Annotated in this window: 20 protein-coding genes and 1 pseudogene; 17 read left to right on the top strand and 4 right to left on the bottom strand. The window is 31.5% G+C overall.

Annotated features, from left to right (window positions below):
* Window positions 1-268 precede the first annotated feature (268 nt).
* Window positions 269-3,826 carry a discoidin domain-containing protein gene (locus KM029_RS26010; RefSeq protein ID WP_144077330.1) on the top strand — a complete coding sequence of 1,186 codons (3,558 nt, stop codon included), beginning with the start codon at window positions 269-271 and terminating at the stop codon, window positions 3,824-3,826.
* 108 nt (window positions 3,827-3,934) lie between these two features.
* Here KM029_RS26010 and KM029_RS26005 read toward each other — a convergent pair whose 3' ends face one another.
* Entirely contained in the window at window positions 3,935-4,849 is a 915-nt protein-coding gene (locus KM029_RS26005; protein ID WP_144077329.1) for a polysaccharide lyase family 7 protein, read from the bottom strand.
* A gap of 334 nt (window positions 4,850-5,183) precedes the next feature.
* On the opposite strand from KM029_RS26005, the gene KM029_RS26000 reads away from it, so the two are divergent.
* A complete protein-coding gene (locus tag KM029_RS26000; protein WP_144077328.1) occupies window positions 5,184-5,717 on the top strand; it encodes a GNAT family N-acetyltransferase in 534 nt (177 codons plus the stop codon).
* A 204-nt stretch (window positions 5,718-5,921) separates the two neighbouring features.
* Window positions 5,922-6,401, top strand: coding sequence for a GyrI-like domain-containing protein (locus tag KM029_RS25995; protein WP_144077327.1), 480 nt, complete (start codon window positions 5,922-5,924; stop codon window positions 6,399-6,401).
* Between the two features lie 4 nt (window positions 6,402-6,405).
* Here the strand turns inward: KM029_RS25995 and KM029_RS25990 are convergent.
* The 3 genes and pseudogenes from KM029_RS25990 to KM029_RS25980 all read right to left on the bottom strand — a co-directional run bounded on the left by KM029_RS25990 (window position 6,406) and on the right by KM029_RS25980 (window position 8,638).
* A pseudogene (locus KM029_RS25990) lies at window positions 6,406-6,990 on the bottom strand (NAD(P)H-dependent oxidoreductase).
* A gap of 69 nt (window positions 6,991-7,059) precedes the next feature.
* Window positions 7,060-7,635 (bottom strand): Crp/Fnr family transcriptional regulator, encoded by a 576-nt coding sequence (locus KM029_RS25985; protein ID WP_144077326.1) that lies wholly within the window; start codon window positions 7,633-7,635, stop codon window positions 7,060-7,062.
* 52 nt (window positions 7,636-7,687) lie between these two features.
* Entirely contained in the window at window positions 7,688-8,638 is a 951-nt protein-coding gene (locus KM029_RS25980) for an MBL fold metallo-hydrolase (RefSeq protein ID WP_144077325.1), read from the bottom strand.
* A gap of 539 nt (window positions 8,639-9,177) precedes the next feature.
* On the opposite strand from KM029_RS25980, the gene KM029_RS27185 reads away from it, so the two are divergent.
* The 14 genes from KM029_RS27185 (at window position 9,178) to KM029_RS25910 (ending at window position 22,279) form a co-directional block, all read left to right on the top strand.
* On the top strand, window positions 9,178-9,750 hold the full coding sequence (locus KM029_RS27185; protein ID WP_144077324.1) for a helix-turn-helix domain-containing protein: 573 nt from the start codon (window positions 9,178-9,180) through the stop codon (window positions 9,748-9,750).
* Window positions 9,751-10,443: 693 nt separating this feature from the next.
* Window positions 10,444-10,725 carry a helix-turn-helix domain-containing protein gene (locus KM029_RS25970; RefSeq protein WP_144077323.1) on the top strand — a complete coding sequence of 94 codons (282 nt, stop codon included), beginning with the start codon at window positions 10,444-10,446 and terminating at the stop codon, window positions 10,723-10,725.
* Complete coding sequence (locus KM029_RS25965) at window positions 10,726-13,038, top strand: N-6 DNA methylase (RefSeq protein WP_144077322.1); 2,313 nt, start codon at window positions 10,726-10,728, stop codon at window positions 13,036-13,038.
* A gap of 2 nt (window positions 13,039-13,040) precedes the next feature.
* Complete coding sequence (locus KM029_RS25960; protein ID WP_144077321.1) at window positions 13,041-14,402, top strand: restriction endonuclease subunit S; 1,362 nt, start codon at window positions 13,041-13,043, stop codon at window positions 14,400-14,402.
* Complete coding sequence (locus tag KM029_RS25955; RefSeq protein WP_144077320.1) at window positions 14,402-16,108, top strand: ATP-dependent nuclease; 1,707 nt, start codon at window positions 14,402-14,404, stop codon at window positions 16,106-16,108. The genes KM029_RS25960 and KM029_RS25955 overlap by 1 nt, the downstream gene beginning before the upstream one ends.
* A gap of 342 nt (window positions 16,109-16,450) precedes the next feature.
* Window positions 16,451-16,774: a hypothetical protein gene (locus tag KM029_RS25950; RefSeq protein WP_144077319.1), complete on the top strand. Its 324-nt coding sequence runs from the start codon at window positions 16,451-16,453 to the stop codon at window positions 16,772-16,774.
* On the top strand, window positions 16,764-17,072 hold the full coding sequence (locus KM029_RS25945) for a hypothetical protein (RefSeq protein ID WP_144077318.1): 309 nt from the start codon (window positions 16,764-16,766) through the stop codon (window positions 17,070-17,072). Before KM029_RS25950 ends, KM029_RS25945 begins: the two co-directional genes overlap by 11 nt.
* Before the next feature lie 55 nt (window positions 17,073-17,127).
* Window positions 17,128-17,763, top strand: a complete 636-nt coding sequence (locus KM029_RS25940) for a hypothetical protein (RefSeq protein WP_144077317.1) — start codon at window positions 17,128-17,130, stop codon at window positions 17,761-17,763.
* 91 nt (window positions 17,764-17,854) lie between these two features.
* Window positions 17,855-18,715 carry a hypothetical protein gene (locus KM029_RS25935; protein ID WP_144077316.1) on the top strand — a complete coding sequence of 287 codons (861 nt, stop codon included), beginning with the start codon at window positions 17,855-17,857 and terminating at the stop codon, window positions 18,713-18,715.
* An 82-nt stretch (window positions 18,716-18,797) separates the two neighbouring features.
* Window positions 18,798-19,046 carry a redox-active disulfide protein 2 gene (locus KM029_RS25930; protein WP_144077315.1) on the top strand — a complete coding sequence of 83 codons (249 nt, stop codon included), beginning with the start codon at window positions 18,798-18,800 and terminating at the stop codon, window positions 19,044-19,046.
* A gap of 3 nt (window positions 19,047-19,049) precedes the next feature.
* The gene (locus KM029_RS25925; protein WP_144077314.1) at window positions 19,050-19,508 is read left to right on the top strand and encodes a hypothetical protein; all 459 of its coding nucleotides are present in this window, start codon (window positions 19,050-19,052) and stop codon (window positions 19,506-19,508) included.
* 116 nt (window positions 19,509-19,624) lie between these two features.
* Window positions 19,625-19,990 carry a hypothetical protein gene (locus KM029_RS25920; RefSeq protein ID WP_144077313.1) on the top strand — a complete coding sequence of 122 codons (366 nt, stop codon included), beginning with the start codon at window positions 19,625-19,627 and terminating at the stop codon, window positions 19,988-19,990.
* Window positions 19,991-20,822: 832 nt separating this feature from the next.
* Window positions 20,823-21,800 (top strand): Kelch repeat-containing protein, encoded by a 978-nt coding sequence (locus KM029_RS25915; protein ID WP_144077312.1) that lies wholly within the window; start codon window positions 20,823-20,825, stop codon window positions 21,798-21,800.
* Window positions 21,801-21,850: 50 nt separating this feature from the next.
* A complete protein-coding gene (locus KM029_RS25910) occupies window positions 21,851-22,279 on the top strand; it encodes a GNAT family N-acetyltransferase (RefSeq protein WP_144077311.1) in 429 nt (142 codons plus the stop codon).
* The last annotated feature ends 118 nt before the right edge of the window (window positions 22,280-22,397 follow it).

Here is a 22,397-nt window from a genome sequence, read left to right as displayed (position 1 = left end):
TTTAATTATAAAACATTCTTCTTTAAAAGAGGGATTTTTGTTGATAATACCCTAATAATCAATAGACGTAGTGTATAACTGTAATTATTAATATTTATTAATAATATTTATTAATAATTCAGTGCGCTTTGTTAATAATCTTCTACTGAATTGATTATGTTTGGCAATGTAAAGAGTAAGCAAACAGCCAATAACAAGAAAATAACTATTGAAATACTAAAAACTTTTAAATAACTATTCACCAATAATTAACCATAAACAACCATTTATGAGAACTTTCTTTTCAATTTCAAATCGTATGGTGCTTATCTTATTAGCACTATCGATCTCACCATTTGCTATAGCACAAAATGGTACACCATGGTCTCAGCTCTTTTTAGACTGGAACAACACACAAGATAACGGAGGAGTAGGCGTAGCCAGGTCTATTCGGATTAACCCGTCTAACACTAATGCTGTTTTAATTGGAGCGGCAACTGCAGGAATTTGGTATACTTCCGATAGTGGAAATAACTACACCTTAGTTTCTGGAGGCGTTCCTGAAGTGGAATGGGTAAACGAAATAGTGTTTAGTCATGCCAATCCACAAGTTGTATATGCCGGAACAGATGTTGGTATAGTAAAATCTACTGATGGAGGTCTTACATGGGCTTATACAGGCTTGAGAAGAGTAAAACCGAACCATTTTAGTGGAAACCAATGGGTAGATTTATCAAGTACAAGTAGTGATATTGTTTATGCAACAGTTAAAGAAGGCAATACTTACAACCTTTACAAAACTACAGATGGCGGAGTAACTTGGCGTGAGGTGTATAGCTCAATACATCAAATTTGGGATATGCGTGTAAAGCCAAATGATCCAAATACCGTTTATATTTTAGAGCAATCTTCTACTACAGGATGGATCAATTTTAAAAGATCAACAAATGGAGGGGGTGTATTTAATACCGTTAGTAATGGTTTCCCATCTGATAGTAATACTCCAACACACCGTGCTAGATTAGCCACAACACCTGCAAATAATAATGTAGTTTATATTGCTATTGGATACAATGGAGGTGGTGTAGAAGATAAGATTTCTTTTTTTAAATCTTCTGATAGTGGTCTTTCTTTTACTAAAAAATGTTGCGGAAATTCAGATAGTCCTTTAGATTATGCCAATGGACCTACTGACTTTACTTATGAAACTTGCCACCTTTCTCAATTAAGTTGGAACTTTGCTTTTACAGTATCAGAAACAGATGAAAATTTAATTGCATGTGCAGCCAATAAACTAAAAATTAGTGAAGATGGGGGAGCAACTTGGAAATATGATCGTTCTGGAAACATAGTAACAGGAGCACAATACGATAGATATTCTTCTAACAACGCTCATACAGGTGTGCATGGAGACCACCACGGACTCTCTATTATTGGAAATGATATATGGAATGCCAATGATGGAGGAGCTTACCATTCTTCGGATAGAGGTAATACTGTTGTATTGGATAAAAGTGATGGGTTAGGTGTTCAAGAATTATGGGGGTACAGCCAATCTTTTAAGAATGATATCATGGCAGTTGGCTTAAATCATAATCAAATATGCTTTAGAGATGACAATGTTTATGGTGGTTGGATTGGAGTAAATGGAGCAGATGCGATGGCGGCAAATGTCAACCCAATCGATGATCAATATATGTATAATCACCCTTGGGGACACGAAAGAGTAAAACGTTCTTTAAATGGAAAAACTGGACATGAACACCAAGAGTTAGGTATTGAATTAGGATACATTACTTTAGATAATTTAGAATTTGACCCACACCAATATTACACAATTTATGGGAGTGATTATGGTGATAGAAATAAAACGTATAAGCTGGCAAAAACAACAGATAATGCAAAATCTTGGCAAGTGATTAAAAACTTTGAAGAGGAACAAAAAAATGCAGTTTCTATAAAAGTGAGCTTTGCAAATTCTAATTATGTTTATGCCGTAGTAGAACCTGGTAAAGTGATCAAATCGGATGATAAGGGGGAAACATGGACAGAAGTTTCTCCACCAATTAATTTATTAAATGGTAAGAAGTTATGGAGGATAGCTGTTAGTGATAAAGACCCCAATCATATTTGGGTAACAGTAAGAGAAAATGATGCTACAAACAAGGTATTGCAATCATTAAATGGAGGAGCAACGTGGACAAACTTTTCTGCAGGGCTTCCTAATCAAGATATTTACTCTTTGATTTACCAGAGAGGCAGCGATGATATTCTTTATTTAGGTACTTCATTTGGCGTTTATTACCGAAAAAATGGCATGGACCAATGGATGTTATTTGGGACAGGTATGCCAGCTTGTAAAACACCGTTTTTGTTTATCAATTACGCAACAGGAAAGCTTCGTTTAGGAACTTCTAGAGGTTTATGGGAAAATGATCTTCTTGAAAGAACTCCACCAAAAGCAAACATTACAGCAGATAGAAATGCAATTGATGAGGCGAATCAGGTAGTGAAGTTTGCAGATTATTCAGTTGTTGATCAGAGTGCTACTTATTCATGGAGTTTCCCAGGAGGTATTCCGTCAACATCTTCAGAAGAACGCCCTACTGTCTCTTATGCAAGAGCAACCGGAGATAGTTTTAATGCAACGCTAACTGTTACTGATGCTCGAGGAACGAGTACTCAGATGTTGACAGATTTTATAAGAAATGATAAAACAACAAATAATGCAGAAACTGTGCACTCTTCTGAAAGTGGGCGAATAGGATACGAAGCCAATAAAGCATTAGATGGTGATGCTACAACTTACTGGTATACGAACTCAACATCTACAAGCAGTACCTACCCACATGATTTAGTGATTGATATTGGTGCATTTGAAAGAATTAAAGGAATATCTTACCTGCCAAAACAAGAGCTAGATACGGGTAATGGTAGGATTGAAACCTATGAGGTGTACGTAAGTGACGACACTAATAATTGGGGAACTGCTGTGGCTACAGGCACATGGCCCAATACAAGTGAGTTACAATTGGTTAACTTTTCGCCTAAAAGAGGTAGATACTATAAACTCCGTGCACTATCTGAGGTAAATGGAGGAAATGATGTGGCAATTGCAGAAATAAATGCGATAATATCTACCGATCCTTATATCTACTCTTTTGATAGTGAGCAAGTAGGAGATGAAGCTTACAAAGCAGTTGATAAAAACAATGGTTCTATTTGGCATACAGAATGGACACCAAACAGCCCTCCGTATCCCCATGAAATAGTAATTGATTTGGGGAAATCGAAACAAATAAATGGAATAAATTATTTGCCACGACAAGGTCAAGAAAATGGTAGAATTGCTTCTTACGAAATTTATGTAAGTGATGACCCTAACAATTGGGGGGATACTGTAGCTACTGGCACATGGCCAAATACCAAAGAATTACAGGCTGTTAGTTTTGCAGCAAAAAGTGGTAGATATTATAAGTTAAAAGCACTATCCGAAGTAAATGGCAACGATTGGGCTTCTATAGCAGAAATAAGCTGTACTTATCCATCATCATCAAATGTATTAAGAGAAAGCCATATTACTGCTCAGAAAATCAAAAATGTAGACGAGCCTTTTGTGGTTGCTTATCCAAACCCAATTATTGACGATCTAAAAATTAGGAATGTGGGTAACTACCAAACAATTCTACTTTATGATGCCAATCAAGTAAAATTATTTGAAGTGAGGAACAACAAAAAAGATCATGTAAAAATACCTCTAGGGAATATTAATAGATCAAATACAATCATTTTTGTTAGATTGATTAGTAACACTAAACCTCCGAAAACAATTAAGTTGGTAAAGTAGAAGAACTCCATAAGTTTACATTATCATCTCACTTTTTTTAAAAAAGAAACTCCTATTTAGTAGTCATGCTATTAAATAGGAGTTGTTTTTTTGAAAGGAAAAAGCTGTCTACCTATGTTCAGTTACCACTTTATAAAGTCTTACTTGTGCCGCTTTTTCGTAGTCATCATTCCAACCGTAGTAATTACCTGTTTTAAAGTAATTTTCATGTACATATCCATTACCTACATAATCATATATTTCTGAATAGTCTACATTAAGGCCTTTTTCTTTACAAATTAGAGCACCATAAAATTTACCATCCTCTATTTTTATTTTGAAAGTGAAAACCTCATTATCTACTCTTCCTAAATCTAATTTTTCATCATATTTACTCGTCCATTCATCACCATCATTTGGTTTGGTATAATAATCGGCTTGTATCATACCACTGTTCCATCTGATTTTAATAGTAGCAGGATTTCCATCAATGCCTTCAGATTCTTTTCCATGAACTTGTGCAACAATTGTACGTCCATTACCTTCAACAAAATCTACCTGTAAAGTAGATTCTAGAATATGAACACCAGTATTCATAGGCCAATTATCTTTTGTGTCTTGATTTCCTTGCCAGTATTCCCTTAGTTCTGTTCTACAATACTTGTCTCCAAGATCTGAAAGTCCAGAGGTAGTAAAACCTGTAAATTTTGTCCATAACGTGTAAGAACTATCTTCATTTAAATAGAAATATTTGCTTTGTTCTTCTGTAAGTTCATTATTGATAATAGCTTCATAACCAATTGAAGTAGCCTTGCCATTACCTTGATCAATAGGTACAGAAAGATACCAATTTTTCCATGAGATAACTTCTGTTTCATTATCTGTATCCTCTATAATATCATTTTCTTCCTCCACTTCCTCATCTTCTATATTCTGTTCAATATTGTCAAGAGGAGGTATGACGGGTTCTTTGTTTACTGGATTACAACTTAAGCTGCATAGGAGGGCAACAAAGATGCTGATAGTATTTTGTAAGCTTTTCATAATGTGTAGATTTTGTCTATCACCAACAAGACATTAAGTAGAATACTTGATAATTCTTTATCTAGTATGTAGTGTTAAATGAGATTTCTTTTTAGTGAAAGACATGAAAAATCGAGTAAAAATCTCGCGTTTGTTGTTTATTGTAAAAATGTAGTATAAATAGAAATTGAAATTTTTTGAATTTATAATATTCTTTTGAAGTGTGCAAATTTACAATGGCTCAAATCAAAAACTTAAATCAATGCTCTTTCAAAATATGCATATAGTCTTTAACTTTAGTTGAGGGTTATAAAACAACCAATCATTCAGTTTTTCAATTCACACAATTTAGAAAATGGAAAATTATATTTTTAAATCTGAAAGACTCGGATTTAGAAATTGGTCAGAAAATGATAACCCTAAAATGGGACTGATCAATAGCAACACAACAGTTATGGAATATTTTCCATCAATACTATCACAAGAACAGACCGATGCATTTATAGAAAGAATGAAACAACAGTTTCTTAAAAATGGGTTCTGTTACTTTGCGGTTGATACATTAGAAAACAATCAATTTATAGGGTTTATTGGTATTTCTGAACAGACTTTTAGTGCTGATTTTACTCCTTGTATTGATATTGGTTGGAGACTATCACAGAGTGAATGGGGAAAAGGTTATGCCACCGAAGGAGCAAAAAAGTGCCTTGATTTTGCCTTTGATGAAATTGGCTTAACAAACATAAAAGCGATCTGCCCTGTAATAAATAAAAATTCTGAAAAGGTAATGAAGAAAATAGGCATGAGAAAGATGAAGAAGTTTAATCACCCACTACTTTCCAATTATAATAAACTGGAGGAGTGTGTAATTTATGAGCTGAGTAAATGATAAACTTCTCTAACTTTTGAATCAGTAATTTCTACCATAATTTTGATATTATTTTTTAATTAACCTTTTCAATTCATTTATATCTTTGGTATGCTATTAGTAACTTAGGGAGGATTAATTAATAAGGAGTAGTTACCCTAAATTACGTATAGAATTAGAAAAGAAATATCCAAGTTTTACGTCCAAAGTTAAAGAGTCATTTTAATGGAAATCAAACAAAGCATTCAGACTTACGGACTTGTTACAGAATTGTCAAAATCTCAGGCTACTAACCTTCTTATTATTCGAAAACATTGGATGTTCTTCAATGCAGAATTAAAGAAGTATAAGTTGAATCAGTTTAGTGAAAATTGGACTAAATATGGGATTACTTTTAAGTCGGGAGAAAAATATTTTTATCTAACATCAATTCAAATAATAAACAAACAGATACCTTCTCATTTTATCAAAAAAGAGATTCCTAAAGGGGAATATACAGTGTTTACCCATAAAGGTAGAATGGAAAATATTAAGAATACAATCTACGAAATTTATAAGGTTATTCTTCCCAAATCAACATTCAAAATTGAAGACCAAAGTAAAGTTGGGTTTCATCATTTTGAAAAATACGATCACCGTTTTCAATGGAATAAACCTACATCAGAAATAGATATTTATTTACCATTGAATACGGATAATGAATAACCAATTATTGATTTGAGAAACCAAGTTTTTCGATTTTAGAGAGCCACTTTTCTCTAAATGCTGTAGAAGAATTTTTCATGGTAGAAATATAAGTAACCTTTACAGGCTTAATACCACAAAATTGTAATGTTCCTCTTTTGAGTTGGTTAATAGCAGGGTTTCTCATAACTACTGAATTGTACCATTTTGGAGTATCAGCAGTAACAATAATTCTTGCAGTTTTTCCATTAAAAAGAGGTTTAGGTAGAGGCTTACCAGGAACGATATCAAAGGCTATTCCAGGTAAAAAGGTGCGATCAATAAACCCTTTCATTATGGCAGGGTAACCATACCACCACATTGGAAAAACTCATATTATATGGTCAGCTTCTTTAATTTTATCTATAGATTGTTGTAAATCAGGTTCTAATTCAACTCTTTTTCTATAACCAAAATTTAAATTTGGGTTAAATTCAATTTCTCCAATGTTAATTTGCTTTACAATTGCATTAGACGCTTTAGCCCCTTTTAAATAGGCTTCAGCTAAACCATAACAAAAACTCTTAGTATCTGGGTGTCCGTTTATTAGGAGTATCTTTTTTTGTGCCATAATTTTATTTTTTTCTTATTTATGAAAACAAAATTATTAGCGATTCAGCGCTTTTGAAAAGACAAATGTCTAAAAAGAAATCTTTTTTCTTAACCTACTGAGGTGTCTTTGAGTGATGCCAAGGTAAGAAGAAATGTATTTTAAAGGGATATTTTGGATATATTCTGGATAGTTATTCATTAAGTCTAAATAACGTTTTTCTGCAGTTTCCATCTGTAGAGAAATTAAACGATTCTCCATTAAAACATAGGATTGTTCTGAAAAATATTTTGAAAACTTAAGCCAATTTTCACTAGAGTTTAATAAATTTTGGTAGTCACTTTTTTTAATGACCAATAGTTCAGAATCGACAATAGCATGTATATTTTCAAAGGTTTTTTTAGTTGTTATAAAAGAAGAATAGGCACTAATAAAAGTATTGGGAAATGTGATACAATACGTTACTTCATCTTCTTTGCTAGAGGTGTAATAATTTCTTAGTATACCAGAGTTTACAAAGGCAATCCAGTCACAAACTTTCCCAGCTTCAATTAGTATGTCATTTTTTTTGATTGATTTTATTTCAAAATAGGTAAGACTGTGAGCAATTTCATCATCTGAAAGCATATTAAATGATTTCAATATTTTTTCTAATTTATTCTTCATTTGATATAGTGGAGGTTAGTAAAAAAAGGTAGCTGTTTTATAAATTACTAGTTTAGTTATTTGGCATTGTTGCTTTATAAAATTGTTCTTGTATTTCTTCAATTTCTACTTTAGAGTATTTACGAGAGAAGTGTATAGGAATAGCATTTTTCACTTCACATTCTTTCATAATTTTACCTGACATAGAAGCATAACTATGATAGTTTTTGATCGCAAATTCTTTGTCTTCATCTTTATAAAAACATTCAATGTAGACCTTGTCACAACCAAAGAATTTATCTTTAACTTTTTTGTGATTTTCAGTACTAGCAGCATGATCCATTATTATACCAAGTGTTTGTCCTTTTTCAATTTTGATCATCTCGAACAAATCTTTTGATTTATACGAGATGCCATCTATTTCAAGAAGTGTATCAGTAATTGCATTATCATATAATTTTTTTAGATCTGCTATCCATTTTCCCCCTTTAAATGGAGCTTTAAGTTCGATTTTTGTTTTATCGTGTCCTTTAAATAAATAAGCAATGGAGTCTGTTTTATGATCAAGTACTTCGAACTCAACGTGAAAGTCTTTTTCTTCAAAAATATATGGGCTAGAGTATGTTTTCTTATTTTCTAGTTCCCAAAAAGGAGGTTTTAAAATAGCCGTTTTTATAGTGTTATTTGTTTTAATTTCCCTGACTTCATACGTAATAGCACCTTCTTCTATAAGGTTCCAACAGTAACTTTTTATTCTATGCTGAACATGATGAATAATTCCTTCTGGGCCACAGATAATTACTTTTCTGCCTGTACCAATCTGATGTCTTAAAATGCTATCAAAGTTAACAAAATGGTCTATATGCGTATGACTTAAAAATATAGCTTTAGTGTCCTGACACTCTTTTACTGTGAGATTTTTAGCCTCACCACAGTCACATATATAGTTAAAAGAATGGTTATCTACTTTAATTAATAGACAAATATCTTCGTCTATGTTGCTTTTTATTTCTGTCTTAAACATGTTTTCTAGTTGTTCAAATTGTTAGTTTGGAAAGTAGGAGTGTAGCCAAAACTAAGGGAAATTTATTTTGTCATCAAAAAAATATTTCTACTAATTTACTGACAAAAGTTTATAAATAGTAGCAATGGTTGATTGAATAAATTATAAATCATTTTTGTAAATATGAACGGCTAACGCTCTACTTATAACTATCTCAATAAAAACTATTTATGATCTAAGAAAATGAAATGTAATTCTATCTAAATAGTGAATTATAAAAGAAAGTTTTGCAAAATTTATGCACTCAAAAACTGCAACGATAACTGGAAAACTAAAAGCAATAATGCAAACTATTAATTTTAACGATACGCTTAACGATCAAAACGTATCAACTTTTGTAAGCTCTCAAGAAGAAGCACAACAAAGTACTTTATTGATGAAATCAATCAGGTGCAACTACAAGAAAATATAAGCTATCCTTTAAGATTAGATTTTGGAATCTTATCACTTAATTTCTAATGTTTTTACAGTATAACGCTATTTTCTTAGATTAAATTATCATGAAAAATCTACAACTAAATGATAGAAAAATAATACAGAAGCTCATTGAAGAAAAAACTTTTACTGTGCCTCAAATTGCGGAGGCCTTAGATTTATCACCTTCCACAATTTATCGTGAATTAAAACGAAATTCTCATCCCGTTACAAATAAATATGATGCAGAATATGCCCATCAATTATTTTTAGCCAGAAAAAAGATAGCAGGAGGAAGTAAAAGAAGAAGAGTCACACCATATCAATCCCAAAGAAAAAATCCATATAAATTATATATGGAAAGAAGGTTATTATTATGGCGATCAGATATTTATTCCAAAATTAAATTTAAACCCAAAAAACGCGTAAAATATTTAGTCCGTAACATGTACGCTAAAAGATTAGGTATAAAAGAAGTAACATATCATGAAGATTGGAAACTTTTTGAACAACTTGTAAACCATTTAGCATTACTTCAAAAAATAAATTCACAACATCATATAAAGCTAGATTTTAAGTCTAGAAATACTAAAAAGAAAACAAATTTCACTCTATGGAAGAACCCATTCTTACTAATAGAAAAGAGAAAGTGCGTCTAACCCTTTCTTAAGTGCTTCTTTACACTTAAAAACCTCTTCATTTCTTTCACTTTTTTCAAGTTGATATCCCTTCAAGGGATTTTTTTTTGGCCAAATTTCCTTAGCCAACTGTTTTGTTTTCATTTTGAGTAGATGAAAGGGAAGAATTGCATTTGCTCACGAATTGATTTTGAAATTTTATTTTCAGTAAGCGATTCAAACATTTTAATATTAATAGTGCCGGGAGTAGAAACTTAAAACATCAACGATTGTTAATTTATGTATGAAATTTGTATTTCAATTCTATAATCAACAACTTACTTATGGTTAATGAACTTCTTCTTTCTGGCGACTAAAACTAAAATAAAACAAACTTATATCTCCATTAATAGTAGTGTGTTAACAATTGGATAAACGCAAAAAAGTATGCTACAACTTTTATGGTAGCATATTGATAAAAACGCTTATATAACGCTTTATTCAATGAAATTAAACAGAAATAAACAAAAAAAATATAAACGGTAATACGTTTGTATATTGTTGTATGCCATGGGGTAACTGAAAACCCACCGCACATTTTAGCACATTTGGTTTTTGCCAACGCACAACCCCACCCAAAAAACCAAAAGAGCTAAAATCTCCCACTGCTCTTACTAGGATAAGGTGAATCTTACCCCTATATTGGACATTATTTGACAAGTTACTGAATTAAGAATGAATTATCTCGGTACTAAACTCAGAGAATTAAGAGAATCGCAAGGCTTACTACTTCGTCAAGTAGCAGCACAAATTGAGGTAGACATTGCCTTAATAAGCAAACTGGAACGTGGGGAAAGAAGAGCACAGCGAGAGCATGTGACAAAAATTGCTTCAGTATTAAATACCAAAGAAGATGAACTTATTACGCTTTGGTTGGCTGACAAATTAAACAATGTGATACAAGATGAGCCACTAGCAAAAACGGCTTTAGATTTAGTTATTATAAATATTAAATAGATGTCATTAGAAGTTCAAATAAAAGGCAACAAAATATTCGCTCCTTTAAAGGGAAAGGATTTGGTTTTAACACCTGAGGAGCTTGTTAGACAAAGATATATCTGTAGGTTAGTTAATCACTACAAATACTCTCTTGACCAAATGGAACAAGAGAAAAAATTAACAGAATCTAAGCGTGGTACAGGAAGAGCAAGTGCAGATATTGTTATTTGGCGTAGTAAAGAGGAGAAGCAAAAAAAGTTGAATCCAATCATTGTAATTGAATGTAAAGCAGATTACATAACAATTCAATCTGAAGACTACTATCAAGGACAAAATTACGCAAGGTTTGCAAATGCACCTTTTTTTGTAACCACAAACGAGAAAGAAACTAAGGTTTTCAAAGTAAACTTAGAGGTCACACCAAAAACTTTGAGTAATGAAATTCTTGATATCCCTACAGCTAAAGAAGCTATCAGTTCTGATAAAATCAAAAAGCTACTTAGCCAAACCAAAGCTTTCGAACGTGATGAATTTTCTAAACTGCTTTTCCAGTGCCATAATGTAATTAGGAACAATGATAAGCTCTCACCTGAAGCAGCATTTGATGAAATAAGTAAAATCTTGTTCATGAAAATCAGGTACGAACGAAATCCTGATGAAGACAATATTTTTACCCTGAAACAATTTGAAAGACAAGAAACGAATTATGAAAAAAATATTCGACCAGTAAACATTAAAAGAAATGGTCCTAAGGATGATATTCCATATATGGATTATTGGTTCGAATTAACAAAAGATGAATTCGAAGAAGACGATTTGTTTGATGCAAACGAGAAAATTAAAATCAAACAAGGTTCCTTTAAGGAAATCGTAAAGAAGCTCCAAAAGTATAATCTGTCAACTACCTCGGATGATGTTAAAGGTATTGCCTTTGAACAATTTTTAGGAGGAACATTTAGAGGTGAATTAGGGCAGTTTTTTACTCCTAGAACTGTAGTAGATTTTATTATTGACGTTTTAGACCCCCAAGAAGATGAAATTATCTGCGACCCATGTTGCGGTTCAGGTGGTTTTTTAATTAAGGCGTTCGAGTACGTTAGAGATAAGATTGAAAATGATATTAGAGATGAAAAAGATAAGGTAAATAAAGCTTTTGACGAATCAGACTCATCTGACGAAAAGCTTAAAGAAATATCAAATGAGATACTCCATCAACTAGGAAAAGAAACTCAAATAAGAAAAAGAGAGGAACAAGAGACAGCTATTAAAAACGATAAGTTTATATCTAGATTAGAAAAATTATCTTCTTCGTGCATATTTGGTACTGATGCAAATCCTCGAATGGCTCGCACTGCAAAAATGAACATGATTATGCATGGTGATGGACATGGAGGTGTTCATCATCGAGATGGACTTTTAAACGTTAATGGAATATTTGAGAATAGGTTTGATGTAATCCTGACTAATCCTCCGTTTGGTTCTAGAGTTGAAAAATCATTATTGATTACTAACGCTGATAGAATAACCGATGAAGAAAGAATAAAGAAATACAAAAGCATATATGGTGAGAAAGTCTATAAGTCTGCAATGAGCCAAATAGACAATAATATAGATAAACCAGTTTTGGACACTCTACATATTGGAAAGGAAGGCATGAGTGGTCTTACTGAAGTACTTTTTATCGAAAGATGTATCAACCTTTTGAAGCCTGGGGGTAGGATTGGTATTGTTCTTCCTGAAGGTGTATTAAATACTCAAAACTTGGCAAAAGTAAGGGAATACTTTGAGAGTACTGCAAAGCTCATTCTCATAACATCTATACCGCAAGACGTTTTTATGAAAAGTGGTGCTACTGTAAAATCTAGCTTAGTTTTCATGAAAAAGTTCACCGAAGAGGAAACTAAGTTATGGGATACCTATACTGATGACGCGAACAAACTACAGTATAAAAAATTTGAAGAAGAATTAACTGAACTCACTGAGCAGTTAGCAAAAAGAGGTGCTGATGCACCAACTGCTAAAGAGAAGAAAGTAATGCGTCAAAGAAAATCTGATATTGAGGAAACTATAAAAAAAGAGGTAAGACGAATTGTAAAGGAAAAGTTTGATTATGAAATCCCGATAGCCACCGTGGAAAAAGCAGGAATAAGTAGTACAGGTGCAGTTATTGAAAACGAATTAGTTACAATTGAGAAAGAATATACTCCTTATCGTATTGAAAACAATTTATGGAATGAATCAAAACCAGATTTTAAATACATCTGGAGTACAAGCACATCTGTTGTGGAAAGAGTAAAAAATGGGCAAAATTCTCAAAAATTAGAGGACTAAAAATGGAGAATAGAAAAATGCTCGATTTTGTCCAGTTCAGTAAATTAAGTAACTGGAGTGTAAGTCATTTGAATAATCATGGTTTTTGTTATAACGAAGAATTTCCATTAGTACGTTTGGGTGACTTTTTAATAAAAAACACTGACAAAGTAGTTATTAAAGACGAAACTCTTTACACCCGTGTTACTGTAAAAATCAATAATGGTGGCGTTAAAGAGCGAAATAAGGAATGGGGTAAAAATATTGGCACAAAACAACAATTCATTGTTCGCAAAGGGCAATTTATAATGTCTAAAATTGATGCTCGTAACGGAGCAATGGGGTTAATACCAAATGACTTAGATGGTGCTATTGTAACAAACGACTTTCCTACTTTTAGTGTCGATGAAAGCAAAATATCTCCTGATTTTTTACTTCTAATCACTACAACAAAGAAATTCATTGAGTTTGCTCAAATGTGTAGCAGTGGGACTACAAATCGTCAGAGAATTAACGTTAAACAATTCTTAGATGTTGAAATCCCCCTTCCTCCTTTGAGTAACAATGGAGATAAAAAAATGGTTACTCAACTAAGTATTGTTGATTCTTACAAAAAGCAAATTAGCCAAAGCGATGAGTTAATGAAATCATCACTGAAGCAGCTTCAGAATGCTGAGAACTATTTGAATTCAACTCTTAAGATAAATGTTAATGAAGACACTGAAGTAAAAAAAGGCTTGCAGTTTGTGAGTTTTAAGGATTTAGACAGGTGGGACACTGAGTTTTTATTGAAAGAATCATTGACCGTTGAAAGTAAATATCCAATGGTAAAATATGGTGAAATTTTTAAGTCTACCAGAAATGGAATTTCTGCAAGAAACTATTCTTCAAAAGGTGTTCGGTTTATAAAGGTATCAGACATTAAAAGAGACTTTATATCAGATGATAATGTTTACCATATTGATACATATAATGAATCCGATTTAATTTCCAATGACACTCTTTTAATAACAAGAAAAGGCACAGTTGGTAATTCTGTTTATATATCAAATACAGATTCAGAGATAACAGCGTCATCTGAGGTATTTATCATTTCTATCGATTCTTCAAAAGTAAGCGGTGATTTTATTTCAGCTATTAATAATGCGGGGTTTGTTCAAAGGCAGTATAAAGAAAAAAACACAGGGACCATTATGCCATCTATTTCACAAAAGAAATTATTTGAAATAACTATTCCCATTCCCCCTAGCATATTAGAACAGGAAGAAATCGCAAGTCACTATAAATCACTTTTAGAAAAGGCTTTTGATTTAAGAGACCAGAGTAAATCAAGCCTTTTAAATGCTAACAGCAACTTCGAATCTAAAATATTTTCTACGCTATAATGAAGCTATTATCATTAAAATTAGAAGGTTATAAAAACCTAAAAAATAAAGAGCAAGTTTCTTTTAACTTTTCCGATTGCAAGAATTACTGTGCTTTGGTCGGTCTAAATGGTTCAGGTAAAAGTAACTTACTTGAAGCTTTGAGTGAGGTATTTTCAAGCTTGTACCATAATTCAAGCTGTTCTTTACAGTATGAAATAGAGTACACGATTAGTACTAGCACTGTTCAAGTCATCAATGGAGAGATGTCTTTAGATACAGGGGAAAAAGTTAATAAAAAAGACCATTTTAAATACTTACCTTCCAATGTCATTGCATCGTATAGTGGAGAAGATAACAGAATGTGGGAAGGTGTCTATCTTAATAGTTATGCTGACTTTTTCAAGGATATAAAAAAACAGACTTCCTTTGTCCCTCAATTATTGTATATCAATAAATATACTTGGGAGTATGCATTAATAGCCCTTTTGAGCTCGGAAGACACAGCAGTTCTGCAATTCGTAAAGGAAATCTTAAAAATTGGTGAAGACGTTGAAGTCAAGTTTGCAATCGATGAAACGAAATATGGACTGTATGAAAATAATGAAGCCCTAGCATTTGTTAAACGGTTAGCATCACTTCAAAAAGACTCCCCTACGGGAGCTATCCCTATTCAAACAATATCTTCTCTTGACCTAGGTCACAGAGACAATAAAGAGTTATCCAAAAAGCTATTTTACTACCTATTCATAACTGGTATGCCAGTGAAAAGTGAACTAGTAAAGGCAGATAAGATTATTAAGAAAACGGAGATTGAATTTGATGGTATTGACATATTAAAACTAAGTGAAGGAGAGAAAAAACTAATTCTTATCAACGCTATTATTCATATACTTTCTGATGATAAAACCCTTGTACTTTTGGATGAGCCAGATGCACATGTTCATATTGAGAGAAAAAAGGAAATCATAAATAGTATTGACAAAGAAGACCGTTTTACGCTTTTCTCAACTCATTCACCAAAAATCTTAAACTGTATTGATGAAAATAATATTCGCTTAGTCAAAAACAACTCAGATACTGGTGTTGAAATAATTCATCTGGACAAGATTAATACGCTAAATGAAATCACAAACGGGGAATTTTCAGTTATAGATGCAACTCTAGCTTTAAGTACTAACAAAGATATTCTATTGGTTGAAGGCGAGCTTGATTATAAATACATCAACGAAGCTTTGCTGAGACTGAATCGTCTAAGGGATAATAAATATGAACAGTTTAATTTCTTAATAATCAATTGTGGTGGTGCAGGAAATATTCCTGCAATCTTTAAAGAGATAGTTGCTCCCCATATAAAACCTACCCAATTCTGTTTAGCAACATTTGATGCTGATAAAGCAGGTAAGGATGGCATTGAAGGAATGAATAAAATTCTAAGGGAATCACCGATGAGTAATGTTGAAACTATGACTCATACAACCCCAAATGACTGGGAGGAAGGAAAAGAGTTCTATATGGAAGATTATTTTCCTCTCGATGTATATAAGCCTATACTACTAGCAGACATAGAAAGAAAATCGAAAATAAAAGACTTTCAACAACTAACTAAAAACACAGTCAAAAATATCATAGAGAGCAATTATAGACAATTTAATGATGATGCTTATGTGAAGTTTGAAATATTATTGGACTCAATAATTGAGAAACAAACCTCTTTTCATTCTTAAACCCACCCTTCTCAGCCATACACATTGTCAAGTAACACAAGGCAACAGCACAAACCAAAACTTGCCAAAGAGTATGTCTGCCGACCACACGGTGGTAAACAGAAGCAGTCTGCTAGCAAATGAAAAAATGCACGGCATACAACAAGGGCTAAGAAAACATAGGGGTTCGGAGGTATTCGAGAGTCCAGAGCTCTTGGATAGTCCGCCAATCCAAAATTTTGATAATGAAAAGAGTAATTAAATTATAAAAATATTTGGCTTAGCTAAGTCGTAAACCGAAAGGGTAGCATGTCAAACTCCCCTACGTTTCTTAGCTTGGTCGTTGTGCTTCATTAAGAAAAGATGAAAAGTGAATTAGAGAAAATACTTGAAACTGTTCCAACAGAAGTTCCTTGGAGTGCAATTGTCGAGTTTGACAAATTTGACGAAAGACAGTCGGCAGTTAGTGTTCTTTATTCAAACACAATAGGAGTTTGTGAGAATTACATTGAATTTTGTCCAGATTATGAACCGCCACAAAGAGAAGAAATCCTCTCGTGGATTTGGGCATTTAGACCTGACTTGGGCAATGAAATTTTAGAAATGAATCTGTCTGAAGATTTTAAAATTCTAATAGAAAGTTATAACACTTCTGAAATGCAAAAAATTTGGAATTATGTTAGTTAAAACAGATATAATAACTCAAATCGAGATTGACGAGTCAGGAAAACTGCATATTAAACCTCAAGTTGAAAAATTCAGTTTGATTTATAGGACAGCAACAGAAGTTCATTGGGACGATAAGAAACAGACTTTATATTCTCCGAAACCAAGAGAATGGAATTATTTAGAATGGTTTAAGCACATAACGGCAGTAGCAAGAAATGAATGCTCGACTGAATTAAAGTTGACAGATAAAACCAAATGGATTAATATTTCTGACGAGCTAAAAAATGAAATAACGAAAGCAGAACACGGTGTATAGTGCATACCCTTCGGGATAGGTACCATACATAAACCGTTATTCACAACTTAACTTAATGAGTAGAATTTTTGAAAAACTAAAATCTCAATTTGTAAAACTTAGTAGACAAAATATGTCATCGGACTTATCAAGAAAATACAATTTAGAGAACAGAAAACGATTGAGGGGAATTTTGGAGGAAATTCCCAAACTTAATCCTCCGGTTAGTTGGGAGTTTCAACAATATAGTATTGGTGGATTGACAGAGATTGGTTTTAGCTATAATAAACCACATTTACTATTAGTAATTTCATCAAATGGACGAGGCTTATTTGATTGTTCACAATTAGAGAAAATTGACAGAGATTATAATGATGAACATGAAATTGATTACCAGAAAATGCGATGTTTTGGGATTGGATTGTTAAAAGAAGAGAATATTTCAATTGCAGGTTTACACGGAGGAGGATTACCTTTAACAAATTTGAATCATGATTATCTCATTACAATGGCTTTAGATTGGCCGTATTATGATATAATTTTTGCTCCAAAAGGGAAAAGTCCATATTCAGAAAGAGACAGGTCACAGTGTTTTAGGATTTATTGCACTGATACTCTTAAAAGTTATGGTTTTTCTAGTTGTGGAAATTATTTTGCAATTGGAACAAGTAGCGACCTTTTTATATATAAACGAAAATTAGAAAGTGCATAACATCAACTAAACTCCAATCACGGTTGACATAACTGCTCACGTAGTTTAATCATCACGTTAGCTTGAACTATTACAGACTTCAATGAAGAAAATGAAAGACATTAAAGTTAAGATTCTAGAAATTTTTCTACCATACTTATTGGTAAATATTTTATCTTTTGTGATATACTCAATTATTTATTGGATTATTGTATATGTGCTTGATTTTGCTGATTTCTCTTATAGTTTTTCTAATATTATTGTTCTATTTACCATACCATTCTCTTTAGTTAACATATTTCTAAAAAAAAGAATTAAACGACTTGATGTAAAGACAGAAAGAATGAGTGGATCATTTTTATATCATGTAATTCTAGTAGTATCTATATTTATTACTTTAGTTGGATTTGGAAGTGAAGTTCTTAGAAATTTATTTTTCAACTTAGTAGAAGTTGAAAATTTGGATGAAATAAAACTTCATTCAGATCAAAAGTATTTTTCTATAGATAATTTTGACTTAGACTTAAATCTTGAACAAGAATATATACATACCATACCACCTTCAAGAAGTAGTAGTATGGAATTGGTACTTTACAAGATATTTAAATTCAAAAATTCTGAAAATATTTGGTATGGTTTAAGTTTTAATAAAACATTATATGGCCCCATAAATGAAAAAGAGATTACTCTTAATAAAAGAGTTTTCTCATCGCATATTCAGCGAAGTTTAGAATCTTATAACTTTAAAAATGTAGATTATTTCGAAAAGGAACTTAATCCTCATGCGAAAAATAATTTTCAATTTAATGGGGGTAATCAAATAATATTATTACCTAGAAGAGGCGAATTTGAAACAAGGCTTGATAATACTTTTATAGAATTTTTTAGAATATATTTAATTACAGTCTTTATTATTCTAATTCTAATAATTATTCCGAAATTGAAAAAAGAAAATCAAGCTAACATTAGCTAATCTCTATTCATAGTTGAGGCGTTCTCTTTGCAATTTAGTCAACCCGTTGTGACAAATATTACCAAGCAAAACATATAACATAATGCGAAAAGAAAAAACAACAGAAAAATTAGGAAGTGAATTAAAATTACTTAAAACTTCAATTGTGATATTGACTGTAACTATATTAGTCCTTTTTATTGTTTGTATTTTTGGATTATTGACAATGGACAATAATAGAGTTTTCATTTCTATTATTGTTGTTCCAATTGCTTTAAGTGCAATTCTTCCGTCACAAATAAGTAATATGAAAAAAATAAAAGTAGAATTAGAATCTATAAATAAACTATAATCGATGAATTTTAAAACATTTTTCCACTATGTAAGCTACATCCAGTACCCATTATTGTTAATTGCATTATATTTTGTTGTAAGTCCATATTTTAATGGAATTGAACAAATTAAATGTAATCCAAACTTGATTTTTAAAAGCCTTAATTTAATGCTAATTTTTATGGGATTAGCAATTAGTTTTTCAACATTACAAGATACCAACAGAACACAAAATAAATTCTCGAAAAGAATTTGGGAAAGTCCGAATAAAGGTAAAATAGCTTTAGTTTATCTATGTATATTATGTGCATTTCTAATTATATATGGTCTATATGTTTTTTTTAATAATAACAATAACGTATTAAACGAGATATCAGTTGGAATGATTGTCCTTGGAATTGGAATGATAGGAATGTTGAAAACTGCAATTGAAATGTTTGAAAATCATAGAAAAGACAAAAATACTGGTTACAACAAGTAATAAAATTAATTGCTCGTTCTAGTTTATTTTCCAAAGTCCTCGCGGGCTTTTTTACTAATTTTATTCTTAAATAAACGCAACTAATCTTATACAAATCCGTTTCGGTGCATTCATAAATGAAAAAACATTTGTCACAATTATTTCTTTACGATGAAGAGAAGACTAGGCTAGGTTATAGTGAGCTTGACTATAAATTCAGTGATTCAATCATTAAGACTATCTGTATTGAGAAAGTAACGAGAGCTATGGAAAGAAACTCTATTGATATAGGAGTTGATTTTCAAAAACCATGGGAAGAACTATTATTGGATGATAATCACTTTCAAATTGAATATTTATTTGTTGGGAAACTTAGAAATAAAAGTGAATTTATCAATGATCCTGAAATCGGTATAAATTTTTTTGAAGAAAACAGATTTGGGAAGGATATTTTTGACTCTAAAGAGGTTTTGAAATTGATATTAATAATTGAAAAAATATAAAAACTGCCAATAATGTCTAAAAAATCATACCTACTCTTCAGGAGATAGTCATATTCAAATATTACCGACATTCGAACTTATTTGACCTTTTTCACTAAACTATTCAAGTCATCATATCTACTAGGTTAGTGCTGAGATTATTTATCTGAATCGTTTAAATTCTCTAAACAGAACAATAAAGGTTGGCCAAGGGGACTTCTATCAGGAGTGGGAGTAATATCAGTTTTGCTTTCAAATAATATTTCGGATAAAGCCAAAGACTACTGTCAAAAATTAAAATCAGATAAAAATGGGCAGGGTTCTTAATTCCTGTTGTTCATGATTCTAGATCTAAAGAAACTTTCCAAGTTAAAAAAAATCCATTGTGGGGAAGTGTTTATTACCCACACTTTAAAAAAATGATAAATAATCTAAAATAAATTGTTTACAACAATTAGGGGTCGACTTTTCATTCAAGGTCTTTTTTTGCTCTTTCACAATTTAATTTTAAGTAATTAGAAGAAAACGTGATAATTAAAATTAGATTAATTGTTTGCTATTTGTCTAAATTCCAATGCTGTTTTACCTGTCTCTCGTTTAAATATTTTTTGAATGTTTGTAGGTTCTTCAAATCCAAACTCTGGGCGTTTAACCAATAGAGCATAACTTGCCTCTTTGACTGATCTCTATCTTCAACAACTAGTTAATTAATTCTACTCAAATTTTAAACGGAAATTTTAATATCTTCTTTTACGATAGTTGCCAATTTGGATAAATTATTGATGTTTTAAATTACACTCAAGAAATTTTACATAAACAGTAATACGTTTGTACTATTAATTATCTAACAAAAATGAAAACTATATTATTGCTTCTACTAACCTTGGTACTATCTTCTAGTACATTACCAGTATCTGATACATTACTAAAATTTGATATTCATAAAAAAGCCTTAATGCCATCTGGTGCTTATGATTTTGGGGCTGAAATATATAAAGGTAAGATATATACTTTTTTAGAATCCACAAGAAATCTAAAAACTAGTCGTAATACTAACTATAGAAATGGAGTTGTATGTGTTTACGACATTTCGACAAATAAATGGGAAGCCATAAATGAAATACCTAAAAGGCAAAAAGGGGCTTCTTCAACTATAATAAATAATAAAATTTATCTTGTTGGTGGTTATGATAGTGATCTTATTCAAGTGTACAATATAGATACAAATGAATGGGAAGAGGATTTTAAATTACCCTTTAAATTTCATTTCACTACGGTTGAATCTTACAATAATAAACTTTTTATAATTGGGGGATATGCAAATGGGAGAGATGTAGGCCAATCTTCTGGAGTTCAAATTTTAGATGATGTTCATATATATAATACATCAACAAAAGAATGGAAAAAAGGAATGCCGTACCATAGAAAAGCTTCGGGCCTAAATTCATTAAAATATAAGAATGAGTTTTATGTTTGGAGTAAGAATGAAATGTTTAAATATAATCCTAGAAAAGATACATGGACAATATTTAAACCTCTTATGAATAAGATGCAATACTCACAAGAAGGTACTGTTTTGAATAATAAATTTTATTTTACAAATGGTATAAATAGTGGTTCTGAATTGGCGAAATCAACAAAGAAATTATATTCTTATGATATTAAGTCAGGTAGATTTGATGCATCTATTGATGATTTGATTTATGGTAGGAAGAAGAATTATAAGGTATTTGGATACAATAATAGTGTATATATCCTTGGAGGGAAAAATGATGAATATGAAGGTAATATAGCTATTGATGATTTAATTGAACTGCAAATTAAAAACTAATTGGAGGTAGATAAAATGTTCTTTCAATTACTTGAAAAGTATAAAAAATAATGGAAATAAGAGCGTTAAAAAATGAAGATATTGATACTGTAGTAGAGCTTTGGTACAAGGTGTCTGTACAAGCACACAGTTTTATCTCAAGTGATTATTGGGAAAAGAATAAAGAAGTTATGGCAACTCAATACTTACCGGGTTCAGAATGTTATTTAGCAATAAAAGATGAGCAAATTGTTGGATTTGTTGCGATGGTGGAAGATTACCTTGCAGCAATATTCGTTCAGACTACTATGCAAGGATCTGGTATAGGAAAAAATCTTTTAGACTTTATAAAAAGTAAAAGAGAAACAATTCAACTTAAAGTATATAAAAATAATTTAAGGAGTATTCAATTTTATAAACATCAGGGGTTCAGTGTTCTATCGGAATCAATAGATGAAAGTACTAACGAAGTGGAATCCTATATGGAATGGAAAAAGTAAAATAATGAATTTTCTAAAACGGTTATTAGAAAAACAATTGTAGCTTTTTGTCATCAAAAAGAATAATTCACAACAGTATAGAAATAGCAAAAGCGGTTGAGTATTTCCCAAACCGCTT

The sequence above is a fragment of the Flammeovirga kamogawensis genome (assembly GCF_018736065.1).
Classification (GTDB): Bacteria; Bacteroidota; Bacteroidia; order Cytophagales; family Flammeovirgaceae; genus Flammeovirga; species Flammeovirga kamogawensis.
This window is presented reverse-complemented; position numbering and strand designations above follow the sequence as displayed.

What these genes read in the sequence shown, in the direction of transcription:
- KM029_RS26010 (WP_144077330.1), top strand. Translation starts at nt 269, where the DNA reads ATGAGAACTTTCTTTTCAATTTCAAATCGTATGGTGCTTATCTTATTA.
- KM029_RS26005 (WP_144077329.1), bottom strand. Translation starts at nt 4,849, where the DNA reads ATGAAAAGCTTACAAAATACTATCAGCATCTTTGTTGCCCTCCTATGC.
- KM029_RS26000 (WP_144077328.1), top strand. Translation starts at nt 5,184, where the DNA reads ATGGAAAATTATATTTTTAAATCTGAAAGACTCGGATTTAGAAATTGG.
- KM029_RS25995 (WP_144077327.1), top strand. Translation starts at nt 5,922, where the DNA reads ATGGAAATCAAACAAAGCATTCAGACTTACGGACTTGTTACAGAATTG.
- KM029_RS25985 (WP_144077326.1), bottom strand. Translation starts at nt 7,635, where the DNA reads ATGAAGAATAAATTAGAAAAAATATTGAAATCATTTAATATGCTTTCA.
- KM029_RS25980 (WP_144077325.1), bottom strand. Translation starts at nt 8,638, where the DNA reads ATGTTTAAGACAGAAATAAAAAGCAACATAGACGAAGATATTTGTCTA.
- KM029_RS27185 (WP_144077324.1), top strand. Translation starts at nt 9,178, where the DNA reads ATGAAAAATCTACAACTAAATGATAGAAAAATAATACAGAAGCTCATT.
- KM029_RS25970 (WP_144077323.1), top strand. Translation starts at nt 10,444, where the DNA reads ATGAATTATCTCGGTACTAAACTCAGAGAATTAAGAGAATCGCAAGGC.
- KM029_RS25965 (WP_144077322.1), top strand. Translation starts at nt 10,726, where the DNA reads ATGTCATTAGAAGTTCAAATAAAAGGCAACAAAATATTCGCTCCTTTA.
- KM029_RS25960 (WP_144077321.1), top strand. Translation starts at nt 13,041, where the DNA reads ATGGAGAATAGAAAAATGCTCGATTTTGTCCAGTTCAGTAAATTAAGT.
- KM029_RS25955 (WP_144077320.1), top strand. Translation starts at nt 14,402, where the DNA reads ATGAAGCTATTATCATTAAAATTAGAAGGTTATAAAAACCTAAAAAAT.
- KM029_RS25950 (WP_144077319.1), top strand. Translation starts at nt 16,451, where the DNA reads ATGAAAAGTGAATTAGAGAAAATACTTGAAACTGTTCCAACAGAAGTT.
- KM029_RS25945 (WP_144077318.1), top strand. Translation starts at nt 16,764, where the DNA reads ATGTTAGTTAAAACAGATATAATAACTCAAATCGAGATTGACGAGTCA.
- KM029_RS25940 (WP_144077317.1), top strand. Translation starts at nt 17,128, where the DNA reads ATGAGTAGAATTTTTGAAAAACTAAAATCTCAATTTGTAAAACTTAGT.
- KM029_RS25935 (WP_144077316.1), top strand. Translation starts at nt 17,855, where the DNA reads ATGAAAGACATTAAAGTTAAGATTCTAGAAATTTTTCTACCATACTTA.
- KM029_RS25930 (WP_144077315.1), top strand. Translation starts at nt 18,798, where the DNA reads ATGCGAAAAGAAAAAACAACAGAAAAATTAGGAAGTGAATTAAAATTA.
- KM029_RS25925 (WP_144077314.1), top strand. Translation starts at nt 19,050, where the DNA reads ATGAATTTTAAAACATTTTTCCACTATGTAAGCTACATCCAGTACCCA.
- KM029_RS25920 (WP_144077313.1), top strand. Translation starts at nt 19,625, where the DNA reads ATGAAAAAACATTTGTCACAATTATTTCTTTACGATGAAGAGAAGACT.
- KM029_RS25915 (WP_144077312.1), top strand. Translation starts at nt 20,823, where the DNA reads ATGAAAACTATATTATTGCTTCTACTAACCTTGGTACTATCTTCTAGT.
- KM029_RS25910 (WP_144077311.1), top strand. Translation starts at nt 21,851, where the DNA reads ATGGAAATAAGAGCGTTAAAAAATGAAGATATTGATACTGTAGTAGAG.